Raw genomic sequence first — 20,279 nt, forward strand, 5'->3', positions numbered from 1 at the left:
TGCTATCTGTGCCTCACAATCACGGCGGATTCACCCCCGGAACTGTCGATTTCGCCGGATCGCAGCAAATCCGCTACCGTACTTGGGTTGGGCATGGGTAAGTGCTTTGCAATACGTGCTTCGACCCATTCGCGCGTGGCGGACGTCGCGTCGGCGATTGCTTCATCAGGACTTGCGCCGCCGCCGTGGCAGCCGGGAAGATCGGGCACCCGCACTCCCCAGACGTCATTGACGCTATCCAGAATTCCGAAATAGCAGATCATTCAGCTCGTCCTCAGGTATTTCAACCGCTCTCATCACAGCAGATCATATTCGATGAAGCCGGTCCTGCGCGCCACGTGGTCGTAGAGCTTGCGTGCGGTGGTGTTGGTCTCGTGGGTCATCCAGTAGACGTTCTTGACACCGATCTTGCCGGCTTCCTGCTTGACCGCTTCGATCAGGGCGGCGCCGACGCCCTTGCCGCGCACATCGGGGTCGGCGAACAGGTCCTGCAGGTAACAGTTGTTTATCTGCGACCAGCAGGAGCGATGGTAGAGATAGTGCGTCAGGCCGACGGCCTTGCCGTCGAGGGTGGCGATGAAACCCTTCGGCTCGAACTCGCCCGCCGTGAACAGCCGCTTCCAGGTGACGGCGTAAACCTCTTCGGGCAGCTTGGTTTCGTAAAAGGTGAGATAGGCGGTCCACAGGCGCCGCCAGTCGGCATGGTCGGATTGCGCCAATGGGCGGACGGTGATCTCGGTCATTTCATTTCCCTCTGAAGTCGGCAACCCGAAGCTGCCTTCACGCCTCGCTGGCGGCAACGGTCCAGCGACGGGAAAGCGCTGTCCGGCGGCTTTCGTCGGCCCTCACCCCTGCCGTCTCGCCATGAAAGCCAGGCGCTCGAACAGATGCACGTCCTGTTCGTTCTTCAGCAAGGCGCCGTGCAGTTTCGGCCGCGCGTTCTTCGGGTCGGCGCGCAGGTCCTCGGGCGCGATGTCGTCGGCGACCAGCAGGCGGATCCAGTCGAGTGCCTCGGAGGTCGACGGCTTCTTCTTGAGGCCCGGCACGTCACGGATTTCATAGAATTGCCTGAGTGCGGCGCGCACCAGGTTCTGCTTGATGCCGGGATAGTGCACGTCGACGATTTTGTGCAGCGTCTCGACGTCGGGAAAGCGGATGTAGTGGAAGAAGCAGCGGCGCAGGAAGGCGTCCGGCAGCTCTTTTTCGTTGTTGGAGGTGATGATGACGATCGGCCGGACGGTGGCACGGATGGTCTCGCCGGTCTCGTAGACGAAGAACTCCATCCGATCCAGTTCCTGCAACAGATCATTGGGGAACTCAATATCGGCCTTGTCGATCTCGTCGATCAGAAGCACGACTTTCTTGCCGGCAGCAAAGGCGTCCCACAGCTTGCCGCGCTTGATGTAATTGCGGATGTCGTTGAAGCGCTCGTCGCCGAGCTGGCTGTCGCGCAGCCGCGAGACGGCATCATATTCATAGAGGCCCTGCTGCGCCCGCGTGGTCGATTTGACGTGCCATTCGATCAGATCCAGGCCGAGCGCCGCCGCCACCTGGCGGGCAAGTTCGGTCTTGCCGGTACCGGGCTCGCCCTTGACCAGCAACGGCCGCTCCAGCGCGATCGCCGCGTTGACCGCCACCATCAGATCCTTGTCGGCAACATAGGCTGCCGTGCCTTCGAAACGCATTTTTGCTCCCGGGTTCATCGCGCGACCCTAAGGACGCGGCCTTCGCGGTGCAAGGCGCTGCTGGTAAAGCGGGGATCTTGCCGGCGCGACCCTCGTCGAGCGGTTCTGCGTCGATTTAAGACTCGAAACATGTCGTCTCTCTGGCGCTTGGTCTGCCGTCTGCCTATATTGGCGGAGACGGTCTGCGCTTCCCGGCAGGAGAACATTTTCCCCGGGGCCTTAATGATCCCTAGGGAGCTGTCCCTGGGAAGACCCGTGGGTTTTCTCATACGGCGCCCACCTACTTTGTAGGTTCCCGGGATCGCTCTCTCCACCGGTTGTGTGGATCGTCACCTATCGAAAAGACCATCTCTGGCGGATCTTGTCGTCGCGCCGCTTTGTGGGGTGCTCTCACGAACGAAAAGTTCGCCCCGCTCCTCCAAAACGTCGCTCGTAAAACTCCATCCAAATCTGACCTTTTCTAACGTCGGCGCATGACATCCCCAAAAGACCTGAAAAAAAATCTCCGCAACCAAGCCCTCGGGCGCCGCGACGCGCTCGATCCTTTCTGGCGGGTGGAGGCAGCACTCGAAATGGCCGAGACGGCGCGCGACGGGATCACGGTCGAGCCGGGCCAGATCGTCTCAGGCTTCTGGCCGATGCGCTCGGAAGTCGACGTCCGGCCGCTGATGTTTGCCTTGCGCGAGAAGGGGGCAAGACTCTGCCTGCCGGCCATTCTGGACAAGACCACCATCGTCTTTCGCGAGCTGGTGCGTGGCGCGCCGATGATCGACATGGGGTTCGGCACCGTCGGGCCGCACGAGGAAGCCGAGGTACTCGACCCCCAGCTCATGCTGGTGCCGCTCGCCGCCTTCGACGCGCGCGGCCACCGCATCGGTTACGGCGCCGGCTATTACGACCGGGCGATCGTGCGGCTGGCCGACAAGGGACAGCAGCCGCGGCTGATCGGCATTGCCTTCGACTGCCAGGAGGTGGCCCTGGTGCCGGACGAGCCGCATGACGTGATCATTCCGGAAATACTCACCGAGAGCGGGTTGCGCCGCTTCGCGCCGAAATTGTAGATAAGTTCCTGGACGCATGGTCTTTTGCGAAAGTCATGCAGCTTTTTGCTTCGCTGACCTTCGGTTCGGGATCACGCTTATATGAGACTTCTCTTCCTCGGCGACATGGTCGGCAAGACAGGACGTACGGCGGTGTGGGAACAACTGCCTGGCCTGATCTCGGATTTCAAGCTCGACTTCGTCATCGTCAATGGCGAGAACGCCGCCGGCGGCTTCGGCATCACCGAGGAGATTTTTCGCGAGACGATCTCGGCCGGCGCCGATGTCGTCACCACCGGCAACCATGTCTGGGACCAGCGCGATGCGCTGATTTTCGCGCCGCGCGAAGAGCGCTTCCTGCGTCCGTCCAATTTCCCCAAGGGTACGCCGGGGCGCGGCTCAGGCGTCTACATCGCCAGGAACGGCGCGCGCGTGCTGGTCGCCAACATCATGGGCCGGGTGTTCATGCATCCCGAGCTCGACGATCCGTTCCAGGCCGGCGAGCGCGAACTTGCCGCTTGCCCGCTTGGCGAGCAGGCCGATGCGATCGTCATCGATTTCCATGCCGAGGCGACCTCGGAAAAAATGTGCTTCGCTCATTTCGTCGACGGCCGTGCCAGCCTTGTGGTCGGCACCCATACGCATCAGCCGACCGGCGATCACCAGATCCTCAATGGCGGCACCGGTTATATTTCCGATGCCGGCATGTGCGGCGATTACGATTCCTCGCTCGGCATGGACAAGGAGGAGCCGCTCAACCGGTTCTTGTCCAAGGTGCCGAAAGGCCGCTTCGAGGCATCGACCGGACCGGCGACATTGTGCGGCGTCGGCGTCGACATTTCCGACCGTAGCGGCCTGACCGAACGGATCGCGCCGTTTCGCCGCGGCCCGCGGCTGGAGGAAACGGCTCCATCCTTCTGGTCGTGACATTGATATAGACGCTTGCAATACCCAATTGCCGGCGAAACTGCTCTAGATCGTAGAGGGGACGACCTCCATGCAGCTAGTCGAATTCCTGGCGCCGCATTTCGCCTTTGTCTCCGACCCGACGGCATGGGTCGCGCTGCTGACGCTGATCGTGCTGGAGGTCGTGCTCGGCATCGATAATCTGATCTTCATCTCGATCCTGACCAACAAATTGCCGGTAGCGCAGCGGGCCCGCGCCCGGCGGCTCGGCATCTCGGCCGCGCTGGTGATGCGGCTGATCCTGCTGGCCACCATCTCGATCATCGTCCAACTGACGACGCCGATATTCACCGCCTTCGGCCACGGGTTTTCATGGCGCGACCTGATCCTGATCGCCGGCGGCCTGTTTCTCGTCTGGAAGGCGACCAAGGAGATCCACCACACGGTCGATCTCGATGATCACCAGGACACCATGATGGGCGAGACATTGCAGCTGTCGCTGGCCGGCGCGATTTTCCAGATATTGCTGCTCGACCTCGTCTTCTCGATCGACTCGATCATCACCGCCGTCGGCATGACCGACGAAATCGCGATCATGTACATCGCGGTGATCGTGGCGGTGAGCGTGATGATGCTGGCGGCCGGGCCGCTGGCCGATTTCATCGCCAGGAACCCCAGCATCGTCATGCTGGCCCTCGGCTTCCTGCTGATGATCGGCACGACGCTGATCGCCGACGGCATGGGTTACCACGTGCCGAAAGGCTACATCTACGCCGCCATGGGTTTTTCGGCACTGGTCGAAGGGCTCAACATGCTGGCGCGGCGGCGGAAGAAGGCAAAGGGCGGGGGCGGGCATTGACTTGACTCTTACAGAATTGTGCGTACAATTTTGTAAATAACGGTGCCGCCATATTGCGATTTGAATGGGATCCCGAGAAGGCCAAGCGCAACCGTGCCAAGCATGGTGTTGAGTTCGATCTCGCCAAAGATGTCTTCAAGGATCCGCTTCATCTGATTGTGCCTGACCGGTTTGAAGATGGCGAGCAAAGGTGGCATGCGATCGGGATGATCCAAGGGCTGGTGGTACTGCTCGTTGTTCACACTTATCCCGATCTCGAAGATGAGGAACGAATTCGGATTGTCGGTGCCCGGAAAGCAACGCCGCATGAAAGGAGGCGCTATGAGCAGGAAGGAACTTAGCCAAGATCAGCGCAACCAGCTCGCCAATTTGGCAGATTTGCCTGACAGCGAAATTGACACGTCCGACATTCCGGAAACTTCGGCCGAGAATTGGGTTCATGCTCGCCGAGGGCACCTCTACCGGCCACTAAAGCAGCCGGTGACCATTCGGCTTGACGCTGATGTGCTGTCCTGGTTCAAGGAGCATGTCGAAGGCGGTGGCTATCAAACGGAGATCAACCGCGTGCTCCGCCGTCATGTGCTAGAGCAGGAAAAGCGGCGTTCCTGAGCATTCGCGGTCTGTTGCCAGCCGATCTTGGCTCGCCGTTGCTTAATTTGCTGGAACGCCCTTCGGATGACGGTCGCCGATCAGGCCGAGCATCACGCCTTGCTCCAGCCACGCCTTGGCGCCGGCGAGCACCAGCGCAAAACCGCCGGTCGAGCCGATCGCCTGCTTGACCTGCTCATCGGGGCTACCGACAAAGCCGAAATTGCGGACCTCGACAAAGGTCGTGCCGCCCGGCATCTCGGTAAATGTCAACACCACCGTGGTCGGCGGATCGCTCCATTGCATGACGATCTTCTTGTTATCGACGATCTCACTGACATTGACCGTCGTCGAGACGCCATACATGCGCCATTCCCAACTGATTTCCTTGCCGCTGTCCAACCTGTCGCTGCCATGGGTGAACCAGAATTTCGTCGTGATCGCCGGATCGACGAAGGCTTCGAATACGTCGGCGACCGGCCGCCTTATCAGCATGCCGGCTTCGGCGGTCGGTGTTTCACGGATTTTCATAGCGTCCTCCTTTCCACGGCGCCGCCCTGTTCACCAGGCATCGGGTTCGCGTACGAGGTGAATGATGTTGGCCGGATTGGTGATCCAGCCGCCGCGAAAGCCTTCACCCAGTGCCTCGATGGCATCGCAGCGCACGACGCCGGCCTCGGCGAGATGCTCCGCAGCGGCCGGAAAATCATCGGTGAACAGTTCCAGCCAGATCTCGGCCTGGCTCATCATCGGCGCCTCGTCGATCCACAGTCGATTGGGACCGAGTTCGAACCCGACGGCCGGCGATTTGGCCGTGAATGGCTTCAGGCCGATGACGTCGCGATAGAAGGCGATCGTTGCCTGGTATTGATGCGGCGGGACCTTCATGGCGATGTTGATGCCGCCGGTGATCTTCGCGGTCATTTGCTGACTCCATTGCCGTGTTCAGGTTCGATTGGCCGGTTCGGTCCAGAACTCGCTATGCCAAATTGATTTGCCAGGAGACTCCGAACCTGTCGTTGAGCCATGCAAACCGGCGGCTGAAACCATAATTGTCCAGCGCCATCAGAAATTTGCCGTCCTTGGCCAGAGCCTCGACAATGTCGTTCAGCTCTGCCTCCGTGGAGCAATTCACATACAGCGAGACCGACGGCGTGAACGTGAAGGCATGGTGCACGGGGCTGTTGTAGACCATCACTTCCAGACCGCTTATGGACACGCGCGCCAGCTTGACCGTTCCTTCCGGGCCGTCTTCGCCGGAGCCGTAACGTGTGATGTCAAGGACGCTGCTGTCGGGGATCGTCTCGCAATAGAAGGTCATTGCCTCTTCGGCCTTGCCCTCGAACATCAGAAATGGCGTCACTTGCTTCATCGCAGGCCTCCGTCATCTTGGTGGCTTTTCAGATGTTGTTCTCGTTGGCCGGCTCGCCCTTCATCTCGCTGCGGTAATAGCCGTCGCGCAGATTGATGCCGTATTCGACATAGGCCTTCATGCAGGCCAGCATCTGCGACCAGCCCTCGCAATTGAGGTAGGACTTCTTCAGGCCGACCGCGTCCTCGTGCCAGCCGGTTTCGGCGATGGTGACAAAGGTGCCGCCATCGTCGAGCGGTTCGAAATTCATTTCGATGCGGGTCTTGTAGGTCGGCTTGCCGTCGGCGTCGGTGGCATCCCAGCGCAGCACGATGCGGCTGTCTTTCTTCACCTCGTCGACCTCGACCGGAACCTTGCCCCACCAGATGACGGTGGCGCCCGCCTCCAGCAGTGCGCTGGCGCCGCCGATCGTGGTGAAGTAGCCGCTGAGTTTCTTCGGATTGACGACCGCATCGAAGACTTCGGCGACGGGTTTGCCGATGCGGCCAGAAACCCTGAATCCAAGAGACATATCCACAGCTCCTTCCTTGAATGGCTCAAGGATATGTTATAGAAATATAACATGTCAAGCCAATCGCGAGACGACAATGTTTTCAAGGCGCTGGCGCATCCGCGCCGGCGTGCGTTGCTGGACCGGCTGAAGGATGCGCCGCAGACCACCGGCATGTTGTGCGATGCCTTCCCCGACATGGACCGCTGCACGGTCATGCTGCACCTGAAGGTGCTGGAGGAGGCCGACCTGGTCGTGGCGCGGCGCGAGGGGCGCGAACGCTGGAACCATCTCAACGCGCTGCCGATCAAGCACATCCACGACCGCTGGATCAGTCAATATGCCACGCACGCGATCAGCATCCTCGACCGGCTGAAATCCGATCTTGAGGGATGAAAGGTTTGCCGAAGCCTGCCGATTTTCGGATCTTGAAACCCTTGCGTGCCGGCAGCAATGGCGCGGCTGGACGAATTGAGCCGATTTATCTATAAGCCGGCCATTCCGACAGCGAGCGCCGTCCGTCCGTCAGGGACGCAGCAGGACGTTCTGAAATTTTGAATTCGAGCATTTTGCAAGATGCCGGGTGGTTCACCAGGCGGCAGATGCTCTAGCCGAGAAGATGACAGGGGTGCCATGGCTGGCCATTCACAGTTCAAGAACATCATGCACCGCAAGGGCCGCCAGGATGCGGTGCGGTCGAAAATGTTTTCCAAGTTGGCGCGCGAAATCACCGTTGCCGCCAAGAGCGGCACGCCCGATCCATCGATGAACCCGCGCCTGCGCCTTGCGGTGCAGAACGCCAAGGCGGTGTCGATGCCGAAGGACAATATCCAGCGCGCCATCAACAAGGCGTCGATGGGTGATGCCGAGACCTACGAAGCCGTGCGCTACGAGGGATACGGGCCAGGCGGTGTCGCGCTGATCGTCGAGGCGCTGACCGACAACCGCAACCGCTCGGCGTCGAATGTGCGCGCTGCCTTCACCAAAGCCGGCGGGGCGATGGGCGAGACCGGCTCGGTATCGTTCATGTGGGACCGCGTCGGCGAGATCTACTATCCGGCATCGGCCGGCAGCGCCGAGAAGGTGATGGACGCGGCGATCGAGGCCGGTGCCGACGACGTCCAGTCGGACGAGGAAGGCCACACGATCTACTGCGCTTTCGAGAATCTCGGCGAAGTGTCGAAGGCGCTGGAAGGCGCGCTTGGCGAGGCTGAATCGGTGAAGCCGATCTGGAAGCCTCAGACCAATATCGCGGTCGACGAGGAGCGGGCGCAATCGCTGATGAAGCTAGTTGCGACGCTCGAGGACGACGACGACGTGCAGAGCGTCTACGCCAATTTCGAGGTCGACGAGGAGACCTTGGCGAAGCTCAGCGCGGCATGATCCAAGACACGCTGCCCACCGTCCGCATCACCTATTGCACCCAGTGCCTGTGGCTGCTCAGGGCCGGCTGGATGGCGCAGGAGCTGCTGTCCACCTTCGGTACCGATCTCGGCGAGGTGACGCTGGTGCCCGGCACCGGCGGCATCTTCACCATTTCCTGCAATGACACGCTGGTCTGGGACCGCAAGCGTGACGGCGGTTTTCCCGACGCCGCAAAGCTCAAGCAGCTGGTTCGCGACGTCATCGATCCGGATCGCGATCTCGGCCATGCCGATCGCAAGGGCCATAAGCCAAAAGATCCTGCCTGAAGGCCTTTTACGCTTCCGTCCTGCATTCACCGCCATGCGAAGATGAGGCAGCCCAGCGCCACGATGGCGGAGATGGTGCGGACATGATTCCACATCACCCAGTCCTTGAGATAGGTGGCCCACACGGCGGCGCCGTTGGCGCTTGCCGGATCGACCGCAGCCAGGGCGTTGTTGAGCGGCACGTTGAACATCATCGTCACGATCGGATTGCCGACGACATAGATCAGGGCGCCGGCGAGAAGCCAGAACGAACCCGGTTGGCTCCAGCCGATAAGAGCGCCGGCGGCGAGGACAAGACAGACCAGCCCGGTGCCGAAAAGTGCGGTCATGAATGCCGGCGTGATCACGGTGATGTTGATCGAATTCATGGCGGCGATGCCGCCTGCGGCAGGCAAGCGGGCGAGCGCCGGCACGATAAAGTTGGAGAAGGCGAAGAAAACGCCGCCGACAACGCCTGAGCCAATGGCAGCGACGAAGGTGAGGGTGGGAAGCAGTTTCATGATCATGTCAGTTGCTCCGGTTTCGGGGTTCGAGCAATTTGATTGGCGTGGCGTTTAGAAAATGTGAGCGATCCTCATATTTGCAAAACGTGATAAACCCTCGTATTTTGTCAGTCAAGCCATTTTTCTGGAGACAGTCATGGAAGGCACCGCTGCACCGGGTTCCCGCAATGAGCAGACCGCATCGCCGCGCCGGGCGCCGAGCCAGCAGCGCAGCCGCGAGCGGGTCGAGCGGATGCTGGCCGCCGCCTCGGCGCTGATCGCCGAGCAAGGCAGCGACGCCATGCGCATGGGCGAGGTGGCCGAGAGGGCCGGCGTGTCGATCGGCTCGCTCTACCAGTTCTTCCCCGACAAGCGGGCGCTCATCTGGGCGCTGGCCGAACGCTACACCGCCGAAAGCCAGGCCTGCATTGCCGCGGCACTGGCGGAGGTCAGTGACGCCGACGGCCTGCGCCGGGCATTTTCGGAACTGGTGAATATCTACTACGGAATGTTCCTGGCGGAGCCGGTGATACGCGACATCTGGTCGGGCACGCAGGCCGACAAGGCGCTACGCGAACTCGAGCTTGCCGATAGCCGGGCCAACGCCGAATTCCTTACAGCCGTGCTGAAACGGCTGCGGCCATCCGCCGATCCGGAAGCGCTGGAAACGACGGCGTTTCTCATCTGGCAGATGGGCGAGGCCGCAATGCGGCTGGCGATCTCGGTCGGGCGGCAAGAGGGCGACCGGCTGGTTGCCGCCTACAAGCGGATGGCGCTGCGCGAGCTGGTCGGCGAATAGGGCCAAAAACCCGCCACGAAGGCGGGTTTCTCGATCTGCGAAACGCCAATGCGGCTTAGAGGCCGAAACCTTCGAAACGCTTCTTGAACTTCGACAGGCGGCCACCGCGGTCGAGCAGGGTCTGCTGGCCGCCAGTCCAGGCCGGATGGGTGGTGGGGTCGATATCGAGGTTCATCGTATCGCCTTCCTTGCCCCAGGTCGAACGGGTCATGTATTCGGTGCCGTCGGTCATGACGACCTTGATGGTGTGGTAGTCGGGATGAATATCGTTCTTCATGGGTCTGTTCCTGGCTTGCCGGGTGCTGCCGACGGGCTAAAGCCTGCGTCGATGCGCCCCTTTTTAAAACTCGAAGCCGCAGCTATTGAGGAGCGACGGCTTCTAAAACGGTCGGCGAGCCTATACATCAGCCGGAATTGAATCACAAGGCCGCGGCAAGCGCATATTGATGGCGCAAGCCTCATAGGGCCAAAGGAAACGGTCATGGCGAACATCAGCGGCGATGCAGACGAGCGCAGGCGCTCGCTGAGGCCGCTGCAGCGCCTGTTTCCCTACATTACGCATTACCGCAAAATGGTCATCGGCGCGATCGTCTCGCTGGCCGTCGCGGCGGCGACGACGCTGGCGCTGCCGCTGGCCGTGCGGCGGATGATCGACCACGGTTTTTCCGCTTCCGATTCCAGCTTCATTGCCGAATATTTCGCCATGCTGGTGGTGATGGCCGCCGTTCTGGCGGCGGCGTCGGCCAGCCGCTACTATTTCGTCATCACACTCGGCGAGCGCGTCGTTGCCGATATCCGCCGCGATGTCTTTGCCCACGTCACAACGCTGTCGCCATCCTTTTTCGACACGGCCCAGTCGGGCGAGATCGTCTCGCGGCTCGCCGCCGACACGACACAGGTCAAATCGGCCGTCGGTGCCACCGCCTCGGTGGCTTTGCGCAACGTCATCCTCGGCCTGGGCGCCGTGGCGATGATGGTCTTCACCAGCCCAAAACTGTCCGGCCTGGTCATCGCGGCCATTCCGCTGATCGTGCTGCCGCTGGTCGCCTTCGGCCGCTCGGTGCGGCGCAAGTCACGGCTGGCGCAGGATACTCTGGCCAATGCCACCGCCTACGCCAGCGAGCAGATCGGCGCGGTGCGCACCCTGCAGGCCTTCACCAACGAGAAGCTTGTGACCGGGTATTTTTCGTCCGCCGTGGAAGCAGCGTTCGAAGCGGCGCGGACCTCGATCTTTGCCCGCTCCTTTCTCACCTTCGTCGCCATCTTCATGATCTTTTCCTCGGTCGTGGCGGTGCTGTGGTTCGGTTCGCGCGACGTGCTCGACGGCACGCTGTCGCCGGGCACGCTCGGTCAATTCCTGCTCTATTCGGTGTTCGCCGCCGGCGCGCTCGGCGCCCTGTCGGAGGTCTGGGGCGAACTGTCCCAGGCAGCGGGCGCTGCCGAACGGCTGACCGAGATCCTGGCCGAGAAACCCGCGATCCAGGCGCCCGCCGATCCGAAGCCGCTGCCGGCAAAGGCGAGAGGCGCGATCAGCTTCGACGATGTCTCCTTCTCCTATCCGGCCCGGCCCGACCGCGCCGCCGTTCATGGCCTGAGCTTTCAGGTCAAACCCGGTGAGACGGTGGCGATCGTCGGGCCATCCGGCGCCGGCAAGAGCACGGTGTTTTCGCTGCTTCTGCGCTTCTACGATCCGGAGGCCGGCAGGATCGTCATCGACGGGGTCGATCTGCGCGAGGCCGATCCGGCGGCGATCCGCGCGCGCATCGCCATCGTGCCGCAGGACGTCACCATCTTTGCCGCAAGCGCGCGCGACAATATCGGCTTTGGCCGGCCTGGCGCCAGCCAGGCCGAGATCGAGGCGGCGGCGAAGGACGCGCTTGCCGACGAGTTCATCCTGAAACTCGAAAAGGGCTATGACAGCCAGGTCGGCGAGCGCGGCGTGACGCTGTCGGGCGGCCAGCGCCAGCGCGTGGCGATCGCCCGCGCCATTTTGCGCGATGCGCCCATCCTGCTGCTCGACGAGGCGACCTCGGCGCTAGATGCCGAAAGCGAGACGCTGGTGCAAACGGCGCTGGACCGGCTGATGAAGGGCCGCACCACGATCGTCATCGCCCATCGGCTGGCAACCGTGCTGAAGGCCGATCGCATCCTGGTCATGGATGGCGGCCGCATCGTCGAGGAAGGCACGCATCAGAGCCTGGTCGCCAAGGGCGGCATCTATGCGCGGCTGGCCAAGCTGCAGTTCGATACCGGGGCGAATGCTTTCAGGGGTGCGGCCGAGTAGCATTGCTCCATCCCGATGAAATCGGGATGAGGCTCCATCTTCTTGTTTGACCATGATCTTTTCCGAAAACCGGCATCCACTTTTCGGGATCATGGTGCCCAGCGGCGGCCGAGATTCTTCAGCTACCGAAAGCTCGGCGTTTGCCGCGTCGATAGGCGATGAACAGGGGAACGCCGACAAGCAACGACAACAAAAGCATGCTGGCGACGGTCTGTCGCTGCTCCTTTGCCGGATCGCTGAGCTGCACATCGGCAGGCGGCTCTTCATAGGTAAAATCGTACTGCCAGCGAATTTGGTCTGCGAGGTCATCGACGGTTTTCAGATAATCGGCAATCGCCTTGGCCGGTACTTCAGTCGCCAGCGTCTGAAAGTTCCATTCAACTTGCAATTCGGTGGGCGTGTTGGACCAGGATGCCTTGAGAGACAGATAGGGCGTCACGACGTTTTTCATCGACTCGCCGGAAAACCTCGCCTTGAGGTTGCGCACGGTCACCTTGTGGCGGCGGTAGAACTGGGGGCCGAGGGAGACGGGCCCGGTTCGGTCGACGATTGTCGGGGTTGGAAGAGAGTTGTTGCCGAGATCGGCCGCGCGGATCGGGAAATTCTTTGCCAGATCGTTGGCCGCCAGCGCCTCCGCCGGCAAGCGATAACTTTCCTTCACGCTCACTATGTTGCCGTCGCGGCGATCCACGATTTCCGGCTTGGCGATGGTTTGGATGCCCGGATATTGCTTGTTGTAGTATTTCAGGTAGGCGTCCGACACCTCGCTCAGCGACCGGCTGGCGAAATTGCCGCGCATCCAATCGGCATCGGCGTCCTCATATGTCGAGAAGACCGTCAGCACGAGGGGATCGCCCGGTTTCCGCGGAAAGTCGAATTCCTCGGCGATCTGGATCGATGGGCTGCTAAGCACAGGGCTCGGCATCTTCTCCAACCCGCCGGTGCTGGAAAGCGGCAGCGCGAAGCCGTAGTCCGGCTGTGCGAGATTGTGCGCCCTGCCGCCCTGAAGATAGTTCGTGGCGTCCAGCCAATATGTCTTTGCTCCGATCCTTGCCTTGACGATGGCATGGTCGAAATCGCGGAGCGCCGGCAGATGCTGGTCCAGGGCCCGTCCCTCGTCGAGATCGGCCAAGGCGACCTCGGCAGCAATGCCAAGCCGCACAAGCGACGAAACCAGCAGCAGGGCCTTGTCCTTGCAGTCACCGAACCCGCTCAGGATAACCGTCGCGGGATCACGCGGAACGTAGGAACCGGCACCCATCGACAGGCTTACATAGCGGATCTGGTCCTGCACCAACCGCATTGCCTCGACCATCCGGTCTTCGGGCACCGGATGCCGCAGAGCGATGTCGTCGAGCTTTGCGGCAAAAGCCGGGGGAAAAACGGTCGCTGGCTTGTAATAGGGCGCAACGGCATCGACCACACTTTGCCAATTCGCGGTAGACGCGACATCGATGGAGCCCCAGCCTGGATAGGTCACGGGCAGGTTGTCCTCGACATTGACCGGTTTCGGGTTTGGAACTTCCCATAGATAGGTGGTGTCCGGCCCAGTCGGGGAGATTGACGGCTTAAGTCGGGTTCCCCTTGTCTTGATCTGGAGCGGCTGGCCCGAAGGCCAAATGATGCTTGTGCGGATAAGCGCTACCGGCTCTTCCCATTCGGTGGAGAAATTCTTGAAGAAAAGGTCCTTGCCGACCAGCGGCGTTATCTCATAGGTCGACCCGTAGTCGACGATGTCGCCGGCACGCACGTCATCGATGTTGACATGTGCTGTCAGCCAGCCGTCGAAGACGCCTTTCTCGGCGTCTCTTTCCCTGCGGAAGATGTCGAATTCGACGCCTTCCAGCCGGTCCAAAACGGCACCATCGCGGATGATGTGAAGATGGTTGAGCGTGACCTTGTGCCGGGACGGATCGAACTGCAGATCGATACTCGCGCCACGATCCAGGCCGGGACGGTCGACGATTTTATAGACGGTGCGCGAGTACTCGACATAGCCGCCGGCGCGATGCTTGATCTGGTCGTCCGAGAGCAGCCATGAAACGCCATTCTTGATTTGATCCGATCGGGTGGGATCGGCAGCCGGAATATCAAGCTGCTTTACCCAGCTTTCTGCCGGACCCTTGAGAACCATGTCGTCGGACATGGCCGGAGAACTCAGGCCGATCAATAAGATGAAAAATACCAAGCGGAGCCAGAAAGACTTCATCCTATGAAAACTGTAACAGACAGACATCTACGCTCGCCCAACTTGGAAGAACTCCTTTTTCAGAGGCTTTCCCACCAAAGTAAAGGCCAGTTTCGCGGATTTCTGCAGTCACCGCGGCAAGAACCTGGAATAGACGAAGCGGCTCAGTTCCCGTACCGCTTCTTCAGATGGTCAGTGAAATGTGCGGCATCGAGCTTTTCGCCGGTAGCGCGTTCGAGCAGTTCCGGTGTCGACCAGCGCGAGCCTTGCGACCAGATCCTTTTGCGGCGCCAGTCGTTGATCGCCGCGAAATCTCCCTTGGCGAGGTCTTCGTCGGCTGAAGGATGATCCCTGGTCAGCGCCGCCCATTGCTGCGCCGCCATCATGGCGCCGAGCGTGTAGGAGGGGAAATAGCCGAAGGCGGCACCCGGCCAGTGGACGTCCTGCATCGGACCGTCAGCCGGATTGTCTGATGTCGACAGGCCGAGATAATCGCGCATCTTGGCATCCCAGGCTTCGGGCAGGTCGGCTGCTTCCAGCCGTCCCGAGACAAGCTCCTGCTCCAGCTCGTAGCGCAGGATGACGTGCAGCGGATAGGTGACCTCGTCGGCATCGACGCGGATCAGGCCGCGCTCGACCCGGTGTACATGCGGCAGGATGTCGTCGATCGTCCAGCGCTCGCCGAGGTGTCTTTCGACCACCGGCAGCGCCCAGCGCCAGAATTCTGGATTGCGGCCGATCTGCTTTTCGACGAACAGGCTCTGGCTTTCATGCACCGCCATGCCGCGCGCTCTGCCCAGAGGCCAGTGCGCCCACGCCTTCGGCAGGTTCTGCTCGTACAGCGCATGGCCGGTCTCGTGCAGCACGCCCATCAGCGCCGACAGGAAATCCGAGGTCTTGTAGCGGGTGGTGATGCGCACGTCGCTCGGCACGCCGCCGCAGAAGGGATGGTGCGAAACCGACAGCGAGCCGTGGGTGAGGTCGAAGCCGACCGCCGCCATCATGGCGAGGCCAAGCTCGCGCTGCTTGTCCAAGGGGTATCTGCCGGAAAGCGGCTTCAGCGGATGTTTCGCCAGCCGCTCTTCCTGCACGGCCAGTGCCTCCGGCACGAAGCCTTTCAGGAAGGTCTTCAACTCGACAAACACAGGCATGATGTCGGCGGCGCGATTGCCCGGGTCATATTGCTCCATGAGCGCGTCGTAAGGCTCGAGCCCGAGCACCTCGGCGCGAAGGGCCGCCTCCTCGCGGACCAGCGCCACGACGCCTTCGAGCGCCGGTAGGAAACCGGCCCAGTCGTTCTTGGCGCGCAGGTCGCGCCAGAGCTGCTCGGAGCGCATGCGCGCGGTCGTCTGGCGCTCGACGAACTCGACCGGCAGGCAGGTCAGGTTGGTGTATTGCCGGCGGAATTCCCCGACCGCGGCCTGCTGCTCTTCGTTCAGCGCCTCCTGCTCGGCCGCCGCGATCCAGTCGGCAATCTCCGGCGCAGTCGCCCGGGCATGGTGCATGCCGGCAAGCGCCGACATTGCCTCTGCGCGCTTCTCGCCGCCGCCGACCGCCATATGGGTCGCCTCGTCGGCGCCGAGGATAGCGAGGGCGTGTTCCAGCGCTTCGAGCTTGTGGCCGAGGTCGTCGAGTTTTTGAAAGGACATTGTGGGTTCCGCTGATTTGACGGCGGGAAAAGATACCAATGCAAAACTGTTGGCAACCCCGAAGCCGTCCGCGATCGACGCATTGACTGCCGGCTGCAACGGCCGAAAAGCATCTTGTGAAAGCGGTGGCGTGCGTGATCAATGTCGTCCGGCGGCGGCAGACCGCGATGGGGGAGACGAAAAATGATCGCCAACGTGCTGGTCGGGCTGGTGGCCGTGATCCACCTCTGCATCGTCTACCTGGAGATGGTGCTGTGGGACACGCCGCGCGGCCATATGGTATTCAGGCTGACGCCGGAATTCGCCAGGGCCTCGAAAGTGCTTGCTGCCAATCAGGGGCTTTACAACGGCTTTCTCGCAGCCGGCCTGACCTGGGGGCTTTACCTCGGCGAAGCCGGTTTTCAGTAGTCTTCTTCTTGCTCTGCGTCGCCGTCGCCGGCCTTTACGGCGGCAACGGCGGGCCGCAAAATCCTGTTCATCGAGACAGTGCCGGCAGTGCTGGCGCTGATTGCACTGGCGTTGGGCTAGCGCATGATCCCCGAACCGAAAGCTGGAAAAGGATCATGCGCAAAATCCATTGCCACACTGCCGGGCACTGCGGCCGATTTCAGCCGCCTGGATAAGTTGGGCCGTAGCCGTTGGGATAGTATCCGCCATCGGCGCCGTTGCCGATGAGGAAGGCACTGCCGGTGTCAGCGCGCAGCTTTTGGCTGACATCGTCGAGCTGCGCCAGCAACTGCTGATATTGCGTGCTCGGCATGGTTCCATCGCGTGCGGCCCTCTGGGCGGCCCGATCGAGTTGAGCGACCTGCGTGCGCAAGTCACGTGCCTCGCCCGACTCGAGCTTGTTCGCCCGGATGGCGCCCTGGATACCCGTCTCCACACTCTGGATCTGATTGATCAAGGCCGTCGCACGCGGGCCGGCGTAAGCGCCAGCAAACGGAACGGCGAGGAGCAGTGTGGCGAGCGTAGCAGTCCTGAGATTCGTGGGAGCGAAGAAGCGCATGGTTGCGTCTCCTTTACTGGGGAAGGCGGTGGTTGGGAGGGTCTTGCCTTCCGGCCGCGGGCCGTCAGGTTCCGTCGCGTCGCGATGAGCGGTTCCACCGCCGGCGGTTCTCGGCCCATGACCAAGGCTAAAAGGCCATGGCGGCAAAGTGTAATTAAAAAAAGGTAATTTTTTCAGTTCTTGCCGCTGCCGCACCAGTGCCCTAAATGCCGCCGACTTGAGCCGGCTCGACCTGGCGCATGATACAAGCCAAAGGCTTGCAGATCACCGCTCGGTCAGCTTCAACTCGATGCGGCGGTTCTTGTTGCGCGCCTCCTCGGTATCGGCGGGGTCGAGCGGCTGGAATTCGCCGAAGCCGGCCGCGACCAGCCGATTGGCCGGCACGCCGTTCTCGATCAGGAACTTGACCACCGATGTCGAGCGCGCCGTCGACAATTCCCAATTGTCGCGGTAGCGGCCGGTGCCGGAGAGCGGCTTGTTGTCGGTGTGGCCATCGACGCGCAGCACCCAGTTGATCTCCGGCGGGATTTCCTTTTGCAATTCGATGATGGCATCGGCGAGCTTCTTCATCTCGACCTTGCCGGCATCGTTGATCACCTCGGAGCCGGTCGGGAAAAGCACTTCCGACTGGAAGACGAAGCGGTCGCCGACGATGCGGATGTTCTCGCGGTCGGCAAGAATTTCACGTAAGCGGCCGAAGAAATCGGAGCGGTAGCGGTTTAGCTCCTGCACGCGTTGCGCCAGTGCGACGTTGAGGCGACGGCCGAGATCGGCGATCTTGGTGTTGGATTCGCGGTCGCGCGTTTCGGACACGTCGAGCGCTTGTTCGAGCGCTGCGATCTGCCTGCGCAGCGCCGAAATCTGCTGGTTGAGGATCTCGACCTGGCTCAGCGCCTGCTGGCTGATCTGGCGCTGGCTGTCGAGCTCGCCGGAAAGTGCCGTCGCGCGCTGGTTGGCGGCATCGCCGGCACCGGCGCCTTGCGCCAGCAATTGCTCGAGCCGGCTCTTTTCCGCCTCCGATGCAGACAGCGATGCCTGCAAATTGGCAAGGGTGTCCTCCTTGTCCTGCGTCGTCGAGCGCTCCAGCGCCAGAAGCTGGGTCAACTCATTGATCTGCGAATTGAGGCGGTTGAGCACCGTGTCCTTGCCGGAGATCTCGCGGCCGAGCAGGAACTGCGCCAGCACGAAAACCGTGAGCAGGAACATGATCGCCAACAGCAGCGTCGACAGCGCATCGACGAAGCCCGGCCAGTAATCGATGCGGCGGTCGGAGCGCCGGCCTCGTGCCAACGCCACGTCAATGCACTCCAGGCTTCTTCAAGGCGTCGGCGATCTTCTCCAGGGTGTTGCGCATCGCCTTCTGCTCGTCGGACTGGGCCTCGACCCAGTCGCGCATGATCTGCTGTTCCGAGCGCATGTTCTTGACCAGGCCGGAAATGCCGTCGGCGAGATTGGCCATGGCGGTGGCGACGCGCGGATTGGAGCCGCCGCCATTCTCCTGCAGAGTGCGCAGCTTTTCCGACAACAGCCGGATTTCCTCGGAAGGTTCGGTCTTGGCCGCGTCGGCAACGACGATGTCGGAGGACAGGTCGGTGACCGAGGACAGCCAGTTTTCGAGTTCGGTATAGAAGCGCGTCTGGGCGCGGCCGGCCTGCAGGTCGAGGAAGCCGAGCACCAGCGAGCCGGAGAGGCCGAACAGCGAGGACGAGAAGGCGGTGCCCATGCCGGCCAACGGAGCGGAAAGCCCCTGCTTCAGGGATTCGAGCACGGCCGCGGCATCGCCGGTGCCGGGATCGAGCGACTCGATGGTTTCGCGGATCGAGCCGATCGTGTTGAGCAGGCCCCAGAAGGTGCCGAGCAGGCCGAGGAACACCAGCAGTCCGACAAGGTAGCGCGACGTGTCGCGGCTTTCGTCGAGGCGGGTGGCGATCGAATCCAGCATGGTGCGCATCGAACTGGTCGAGAAAGCAATCGTCGAGGAGCGGCCGATCATCGCCTTCATCGGCGCCAGCAGCACCGGTTCGGTGGTTTCGGAACCGGCGCGGAACGAGTTGACCCAGCGCACCTCGCGGAACAGCCGGCCGACCTGGACGAAGGCCAGCAGGATGCCGACCGCCAGCACGCCGATGATCAGGCCGTTGAGGCCCGGATTGGTGACGAAGGCGGTCGAGATCTGGCGGGTCAGGATGGCGGCGATGAAGGCCACGATGAACAGAAAGATCACCATGGTCAGCAGAAACACCTGCGGGCTCGACAATTTGTGCGGGTCGTAGATCAGAACGTCGGAGCGCCTGCCCATGCCGAAGGATCTGAGAAGAGTCATCCGTGCCCCGTTTCCGATGCCGTCGCCGCCGATCAATTTGTGTTTGCGACTCTAAACGGAATTGTGACGAAATTGAATGGCGCTTGGCAATATTGCCACTGTCCGCGACCGGAGGTCAAAGCCGGTTGATGACCAGGCAGTCGACCATGGCGGCCAGATGCAGGCCGGCGCCGGTGACGACAAAGCCATGCCACAGCGCATTGTGGAAACGCAGGCCCTTCCAGGCGAAGAAGATCACGCCACAGGAGTAGACGATGCCGCCGGCAACGATGAGCGCGATCGAAGTCGCCGGCAGCGTCCGCACGAGCGGCTCCACCAGAACGATACCGCTCCAGCCGATGGCTAGGTAGAAGACGATCGCCAGCCGGTCGAAACGGCCGGGAAGAAAGACCTTGATGGCGATGCCGACCGCCGCGGCGGTCCAGACCAGGACAATCATGGAAACGGCCAGCGGCGAGCCGCCGAGTTGGGCCAGGAAAGGCGTGTAGGTGGCAGCGATCAGCAGATAGATCGCGGCATGGTCGAAGCGCCGCAATATCCATTTTGCCGGCGACGACACCGGCCAGACATTGTAGGCCAGCGAAACCGACAGCACGGTGAGCAGCGATACTACATAGAAGGCGGCGGCGACGTATTCGCCGGGGCCGGTTCGATAGGCGGCCAGTGCCAGCAGCGTCGAGCCGGCAGCGATCGCCAGCACGATGCCCACGGCGTGGACAATGCCGTCGGCGATGATCTCGGCGCGCGAGTAATGCCAACGCCCCATGAAGGGAATGTCGAGCTGGGAGAGTTCGCTCTGGGGTTGGGGCCGGCTGTTCGTCATCGATGATCCTGCGCCACCTTATCTGGGCGGCAGCGGGACAGTATTTCAAGCTTTGGTTGCGGTTTTGCGACTGCGGCGGTTCAGCGCGGCGTGC

At 61.8% G+C, this 20,279-nt stretch carries 25 protein-coding genes, 1 other RNA gene and 1 pseudogene; 12 read left to right on the plus strand and 15 right to left on the minus strand.

The window, feature by feature from the left end:
• Positions 1–2 precede the first annotated feature (2 nt).
• The 3 genes from NKI97_RS05140 to NKI97_RS05150 form a co-directional block, all read right to left on the minus strand.
• Complete coding sequence (locus NKI97_RS05140; protein ID WP_352832956.1) at positions 3–263, minus strand: type II toxin-antitoxin system HicB family antitoxin; 261 nt, start codon at positions 261–263, stop codon at positions 3–5.
• 33 nt (positions 264–296) lie between these two features.
• Complete coding sequence (locus NKI97_RS05145; protein WP_352832959.1) at positions 297–743, minus strand: GNAT family N-acetyltransferase; 447 nt, start codon at positions 741–743, stop codon at positions 297–299.
• A gap of 102 nt (positions 744–845) precedes the next feature.
• Positions 846–1,685, minus strand: coding sequence for an AAA family ATPase (locus tag NKI97_RS05150; RefSeq protein ID WP_352832962.1), 840 nt, complete (start codon positions 1,683–1,685; stop codon positions 846–848).
• A gap of 176 nt (positions 1,686–1,861) precedes the next feature.
• Between NKI97_RS05150 and ssrS the strand changes: the two genes are divergently transcribed.
• The 6 genes from ssrS (at position 1,862) to NKI97_RS05180 (ending at position 5,099) form a co-directional block, all read left to right on the plus strand.
• A non-coding RNA gene (gene ssrS / locus NKI97_RS05155) (6S RNA) lies at positions 1,862–2,017 on the plus strand.
• A gap of 141 nt (positions 2,018–2,158) precedes the next feature.
• Positions 2,159–2,746, plus strand: coding sequence for a 5-formyltetrahydrofolate cyclo-ligase (locus NKI97_RS05160; RefSeq protein ID WP_352832965.1), 588 nt, complete (start codon positions 2,159–2,161; stop codon positions 2,744–2,746).
• Positions 2,747–2,827: 81 nt separating this feature from the next.
• Positions 2,828–3,652 (plus strand): TIGR00282 family metallophosphoesterase, encoded by an 825-nt coding sequence (locus NKI97_RS05165; protein ID WP_023678036.1) that lies wholly within the window; start codon positions 2,828–2,830, stop codon positions 3,650–3,652.
• A gap of 70 nt (positions 3,653–3,722) precedes the next feature.
• Positions 3,723–4,490 (plus strand): TerC family protein, encoded by a 768-nt coding sequence (locus NKI97_RS05170; protein ID WP_352450854.1) that lies wholly within the window; start codon positions 3,723–3,725, stop codon positions 4,488–4,490.
• A 53-nt stretch (positions 4,491–4,543) separates the two neighbouring features.
• A complete protein-coding gene (locus NKI97_RS05175) occupies positions 4,544–4,831 on the plus strand; it encodes a BrnT family toxin (RefSeq protein ID WP_352450853.1) in 288 nt (95 codons plus the stop codon).
• Positions 4,812–5,099, plus strand: coding sequence for a BrnA antitoxin family protein (locus NKI97_RS05180; protein WP_352450852.1), 288 nt, complete (start codon positions 4,812–4,814; stop codon positions 5,097–5,099). The genes NKI97_RS05175 and NKI97_RS05180 overlap by 20 nt, the downstream gene beginning before the upstream one ends.
• A gap of 42 nt (positions 5,100–5,141) precedes the next feature.
• On the opposite strand, the gene NKI97_RS05185 is transcribed toward NKI97_RS05180, so the two are convergent.
• Genes NKI97_RS05185 through NKI97_RS05200 form a run of 4 tightly spaced genes read right to left on the minus strand, consistent with a single transcriptional unit; the run spans position 5,142 to position 6,961 of the window.
• Entirely contained in the window at positions 5,142–5,609 is a 468-nt protein-coding gene (locus NKI97_RS05185) for an SRPBCC family protein (protein ID WP_352450851.1), read from the minus strand.
• Positions 5,610–5,639: 30 nt separating this feature from the next.
• Positions 5,640–6,002 (minus strand): VOC family protein, encoded by a 363-nt coding sequence (locus tag NKI97_RS05190; RefSeq protein ID WP_023678033.1) that lies wholly within the window; start codon positions 6,000–6,002, stop codon positions 5,640–5,642.
• Positions 6,003–6,057: 55 nt separating this feature from the next.
• On the minus strand, positions 6,058–6,450 hold the full coding sequence (locus NKI97_RS05195) for a VOC family protein (RefSeq protein WP_352450850.1): 393 nt from the start codon (positions 6,448–6,450) through the stop codon (positions 6,058–6,060).
• A gap of 28 nt (positions 6,451–6,478) precedes the next feature.
• Positions 6,479–6,961, minus strand: coding sequence for an SRPBCC domain-containing protein (locus NKI97_RS05200; protein WP_352450849.1), 483 nt, complete (start codon positions 6,959–6,961; stop codon positions 6,479–6,481).
• Between the two features lie 51 nt (positions 6,962–7,012).
• On the opposite strand from NKI97_RS05200, the gene NKI97_RS05205 reads away from it, so the two are divergent.
• The 3 genes from NKI97_RS05205 (at position 7,013) to NKI97_RS05215 (ending at position 8,631) form a co-directional block, all read left to right on the plus strand.
• A complete protein-coding gene (locus NKI97_RS05205; protein ID WP_023678030.1) occupies positions 7,013–7,336 on the plus strand; it encodes an ArsR/SmtB family transcription factor in 324 nt (107 codons plus the stop codon).
• Between the two features lie 237 nt (positions 7,337–7,573).
• A complete protein-coding gene (locus NKI97_RS05210) occupies positions 7,574–8,323 on the plus strand; it encodes a YebC/PmpR family DNA-binding transcriptional regulator (protein ID WP_023678028.1) in 750 nt (249 codons plus the stop codon).
• Positions 8,320–8,631, plus strand: coding sequence for an Rdx family protein (locus tag NKI97_RS05215; protein ID WP_352450848.1), 312 nt, complete (start codon positions 8,320–8,322; stop codon positions 8,629–8,631). The genes NKI97_RS05210 and NKI97_RS05215 overlap by 4 nt, the downstream gene beginning before the upstream one ends.
• 26 nt (positions 8,632–8,657) lie before the next feature.
• Here NKI97_RS05215 and NKI97_RS05220 read toward each other — a convergent pair whose 3' ends face one another.
• The gene (locus tag NKI97_RS05220) at positions 8,658–9,137 is read right to left on the minus strand and encodes an anthrone oxygenase family protein (RefSeq protein ID WP_352450847.1); all 480 of its coding nucleotides are present in this window, start codon (positions 9,135–9,137) and stop codon (positions 8,658–8,660) included.
• A gap of 133 nt (positions 9,138–9,270) precedes the next feature.
• Here NKI97_RS05220 and NKI97_RS05225 point away from each other — a divergent pair, with 133 nt between their 5' ends.
• A complete protein-coding gene (locus NKI97_RS05225) occupies positions 9,271–9,912 on the plus strand; it encodes a TetR family transcriptional regulator (RefSeq protein ID WP_352450846.1) in 642 nt (213 codons plus the stop codon).
• Between the two features lie 55 nt (positions 9,913–9,967).
• On the opposite strand, the gene rpmE is transcribed toward NKI97_RS05225, so the two are convergent.
• Positions 9,968–10,189 (minus strand): 50S ribosomal protein L31, encoded by a 222-nt coding sequence (rpmE, locus tag NKI97_RS05230; protein WP_352450845.1) that lies wholly within the window; start codon positions 10,187–10,189, stop codon positions 9,968–9,970.
• A gap of 204 nt (positions 10,190–10,393) precedes the next feature.
• Between rpmE and NKI97_RS05235 the strand changes: the two genes are divergently transcribed.
• A complete protein-coding gene (locus tag NKI97_RS05235) occupies positions 10,394–12,196 on the plus strand; it encodes an ABC transporter transmembrane domain-containing protein (RefSeq protein WP_352450844.1) in 1,803 nt (600 codons plus the stop codon).
• Positions 12,197–12,314: 118 nt separating this feature from the next.
• On the opposite strand, the gene NKI97_RS05240 is transcribed toward NKI97_RS05235, so the two are convergent.
• Complete coding sequence (locus NKI97_RS05240; protein ID WP_352832969.1) at positions 12,315–14,342, minus strand: DUF3857 domain-containing protein; 2,028 nt, start codon at positions 14,340–14,342, stop codon at positions 12,315–12,317.
• A gap of 206 nt (positions 14,343–14,548) precedes the next feature.
• On the minus strand, positions 14,549–16,033 hold the full coding sequence (locus NKI97_RS05245) for a carboxypeptidase M32 (protein WP_352832972.1): 1,485 nt from the start codon (positions 16,031–16,033) through the stop codon (positions 14,549–14,551).
• Positions 16,034–16,216: 183 nt separating this feature from the next.
• On the opposite strand from NKI97_RS05245, the pseudogene NKI97_RS05250 reads away from it, so the two are divergent.
• A pseudogene (locus NKI97_RS05250) lies at positions 16,217–16,561 on the plus strand (DUF1304 domain-containing protein).
• 79 nt (positions 16,562–16,640) lie between these two features.
• On the opposite strand, the gene NKI97_RS05255 reads toward NKI97_RS05250, so the two are convergent.
• From NKI97_RS05255 to trhA, 4 genes are all read right to left on the minus strand, one after another.
• Complete coding sequence (locus NKI97_RS05255; RefSeq protein ID WP_352450841.1) at positions 16,641–17,039, minus strand: hypothetical protein; 399 nt, start codon at positions 17,037–17,039, stop codon at positions 16,641–16,643.
• A gap of 264 nt (positions 17,040–17,303) precedes the next feature.
• The gene (locus tag NKI97_RS05260) at positions 17,304–18,335 is read right to left on the minus strand and encodes a peptidoglycan -binding protein (RefSeq protein WP_023678020.1); all 1,032 of its coding nucleotides are present in this window, start codon (positions 18,333–18,335) and stop codon (positions 17,304–17,306) included.
• A 1-nt stretch (position 18,336) separates the two neighbouring features.
• The gene (locus tag NKI97_RS05265) at positions 18,337–19,362 is read right to left on the minus strand and encodes a MotA/TolQ/ExbB proton channel family protein (RefSeq protein WP_023678019.1); all 1,026 of its coding nucleotides are present in this window, start codon (positions 19,360–19,362) and stop codon (positions 18,337–18,339) included.
• A gap of 115 nt (positions 19,363–19,477) precedes the next feature.
• On the minus strand, positions 19,478–20,185 hold the full coding sequence (gene trhA, locus NKI97_RS05270; RefSeq protein ID WP_023678018.1) for a PAQR family membrane homeostasis protein TrhA: 708 nt from the start codon (positions 20,183–20,185) through the stop codon (positions 19,478–19,480).
• Positions 20,186–20,279 lie beyond the last annotated feature (94 nt).

It is taken from the genome of Mesorhizobium sp. M0296, from assembly GCF_040321675.1.
Lineage (GTDB): Bacteria > Pseudomonadota > Alphaproteobacteria > Rhizobiales > Rhizobiaceae > Mesorhizobium.

Excerpts from the sequence above, each read along its gene's own strand:
- NKI97_RS05235 (WP_352450844.1), top strand. The coding sequence starts at position 10,394 with ATGGCGAACATCAGCGGCGATGCAGACGAGCGCAGGCGCTCGCTGAGG.
- NKI97_RS05190 (WP_023678033.1), bottom strand. The coding sequence starts at position 6,002 with ATGACCGCGAAGATCACCGGCGGCATCAACATCGCCATGAAGGTCCCG.
- trhA (WP_023678018.1), bottom strand. The coding sequence starts at position 20,185 with ATGACGAACAGCCGGCCCCAACCCCAGAGCGAACTCTCCCAGCTCGAC.
- NKI97_RS05220 (WP_352450847.1), bottom strand. The coding sequence starts at position 9,137 with ATGATCATGAAACTGCTTCCCACCCTCACCTTCGTCGCTGCCATTGGC.
- NKI97_RS05225 (WP_352450846.1), top strand. The coding sequence starts at position 9,271 with ATGGAAGGCACCGCTGCACCGGGTTCCCGCAATGAGCAGACCGCATCG.
- NKI97_RS05165 (WP_023678036.1), top strand. The coding sequence starts at position 2,828 with ATGAGACTTCTCTTCCTCGGCGACATGGTCGGCAAGACAGGACGTACG.
- rpmE (WP_352450845.1), bottom strand. The coding sequence starts at position 10,189 with ATGAAGAACGATATTCATCCCGACTACCACACCATCAAGGTCGTCATG.
- NKI97_RS05245 (WP_352832972.1), bottom strand. The coding sequence starts at position 16,033 with ATGTCCTTTCAAAAACTCGACGACCTCGGCCACAAGCTCGAAGCGCTG.
- NKI97_RS05170 (WP_352450854.1), top strand. The coding sequence starts at position 3,723 with ATGCAGCTAGTCGAATTCCTGGCGCCGCATTTCGCCTTTGTCTCCGAC.
- NKI97_RS05240 (WP_352832969.1), bottom strand. The coding sequence starts at position 14,342 with ATGTCCGACGACATGGTTCTCAAGGGTCCGGCAGAAAGCTGGGTAAAG.
- NKI97_RS05140 (WP_352832956.1), bottom strand. The coding sequence starts at position 263 with ATGATCTGCTATTTCGGAATTCTGGATAGCGTCAATGACGTCTGGGGA.
- NKI97_RS05205 (WP_023678030.1), top strand. The coding sequence starts at position 7,013 with ATGTCAAGCCAATCGCGAGACGACAATGTTTTCAAGGCGCTGGCGCAT.
- NKI97_RS05210 (WP_023678028.1), top strand. The coding sequence starts at position 7,574 with ATGGCTGGCCATTCACAGTTCAAGAACATCATGCACCGCAAGGGCCGC.
- NKI97_RS05185 (WP_352450851.1), bottom strand. The coding sequence starts at position 5,609 with ATGAAAATCCGTGAAACACCGACCGCCGAAGCCGGCATGCTGATAAGG.
- NKI97_RS05180 (WP_352450852.1), top strand. The coding sequence starts at position 4,812 with ATGAGCAGGAAGGAACTTAGCCAAGATCAGCGCAACCAGCTCGCCAAT.
- NKI97_RS05150 (WP_352832962.1), bottom strand. The coding sequence starts at position 1,685 with ATGCGTTTCGAAGGCACGGCAGCCTATGTTGCCGACAAGGATCTGATG.
- NKI97_RS05255 (WP_352450841.1), bottom strand. The coding sequence starts at position 17,039 with ATGCGCTTCTTCGCTCCCACGAATCTCAGGACTGCTACGCTCGCCACA.
- NKI97_RS05145 (WP_352832959.1), bottom strand. The coding sequence starts at position 743 with ATGACCGAGATCACCGTCCGCCCATTGGCGCAATCCGACCATGCCGAC.
- NKI97_RS05200 (WP_352450849.1), bottom strand. The coding sequence starts at position 6,961 with ATGTCTCTTGGATTCAGGGTTTCTGGCCGCATCGGCAAACCCGTCGCC.
- NKI97_RS05215 (WP_352450848.1), top strand. The coding sequence starts at position 8,320 with ATGATCCAAGACACGCTGCCCACCGTCCGCATCACCTATTGCACCCAG.
- NKI97_RS05265 (WP_023678019.1), bottom strand. The coding sequence starts at position 19,362 with ATGACTCTTCTCAGATCCTTCGGCATGGGCAGGCGCTCCGACGTTCTG.
- NKI97_RS05160 (WP_352832965.1), top strand. The coding sequence starts at position 2,159 with ATGACATCCCCAAAAGACCTGAAAAAAAATCTCCGCAACCAAGCCCTC.
- NKI97_RS05195 (WP_352450850.1), bottom strand. The coding sequence starts at position 6,450 with ATGAAGCAAGTGACGCCATTTCTGATGTTCGAGGGCAAGGCCGAAGAG.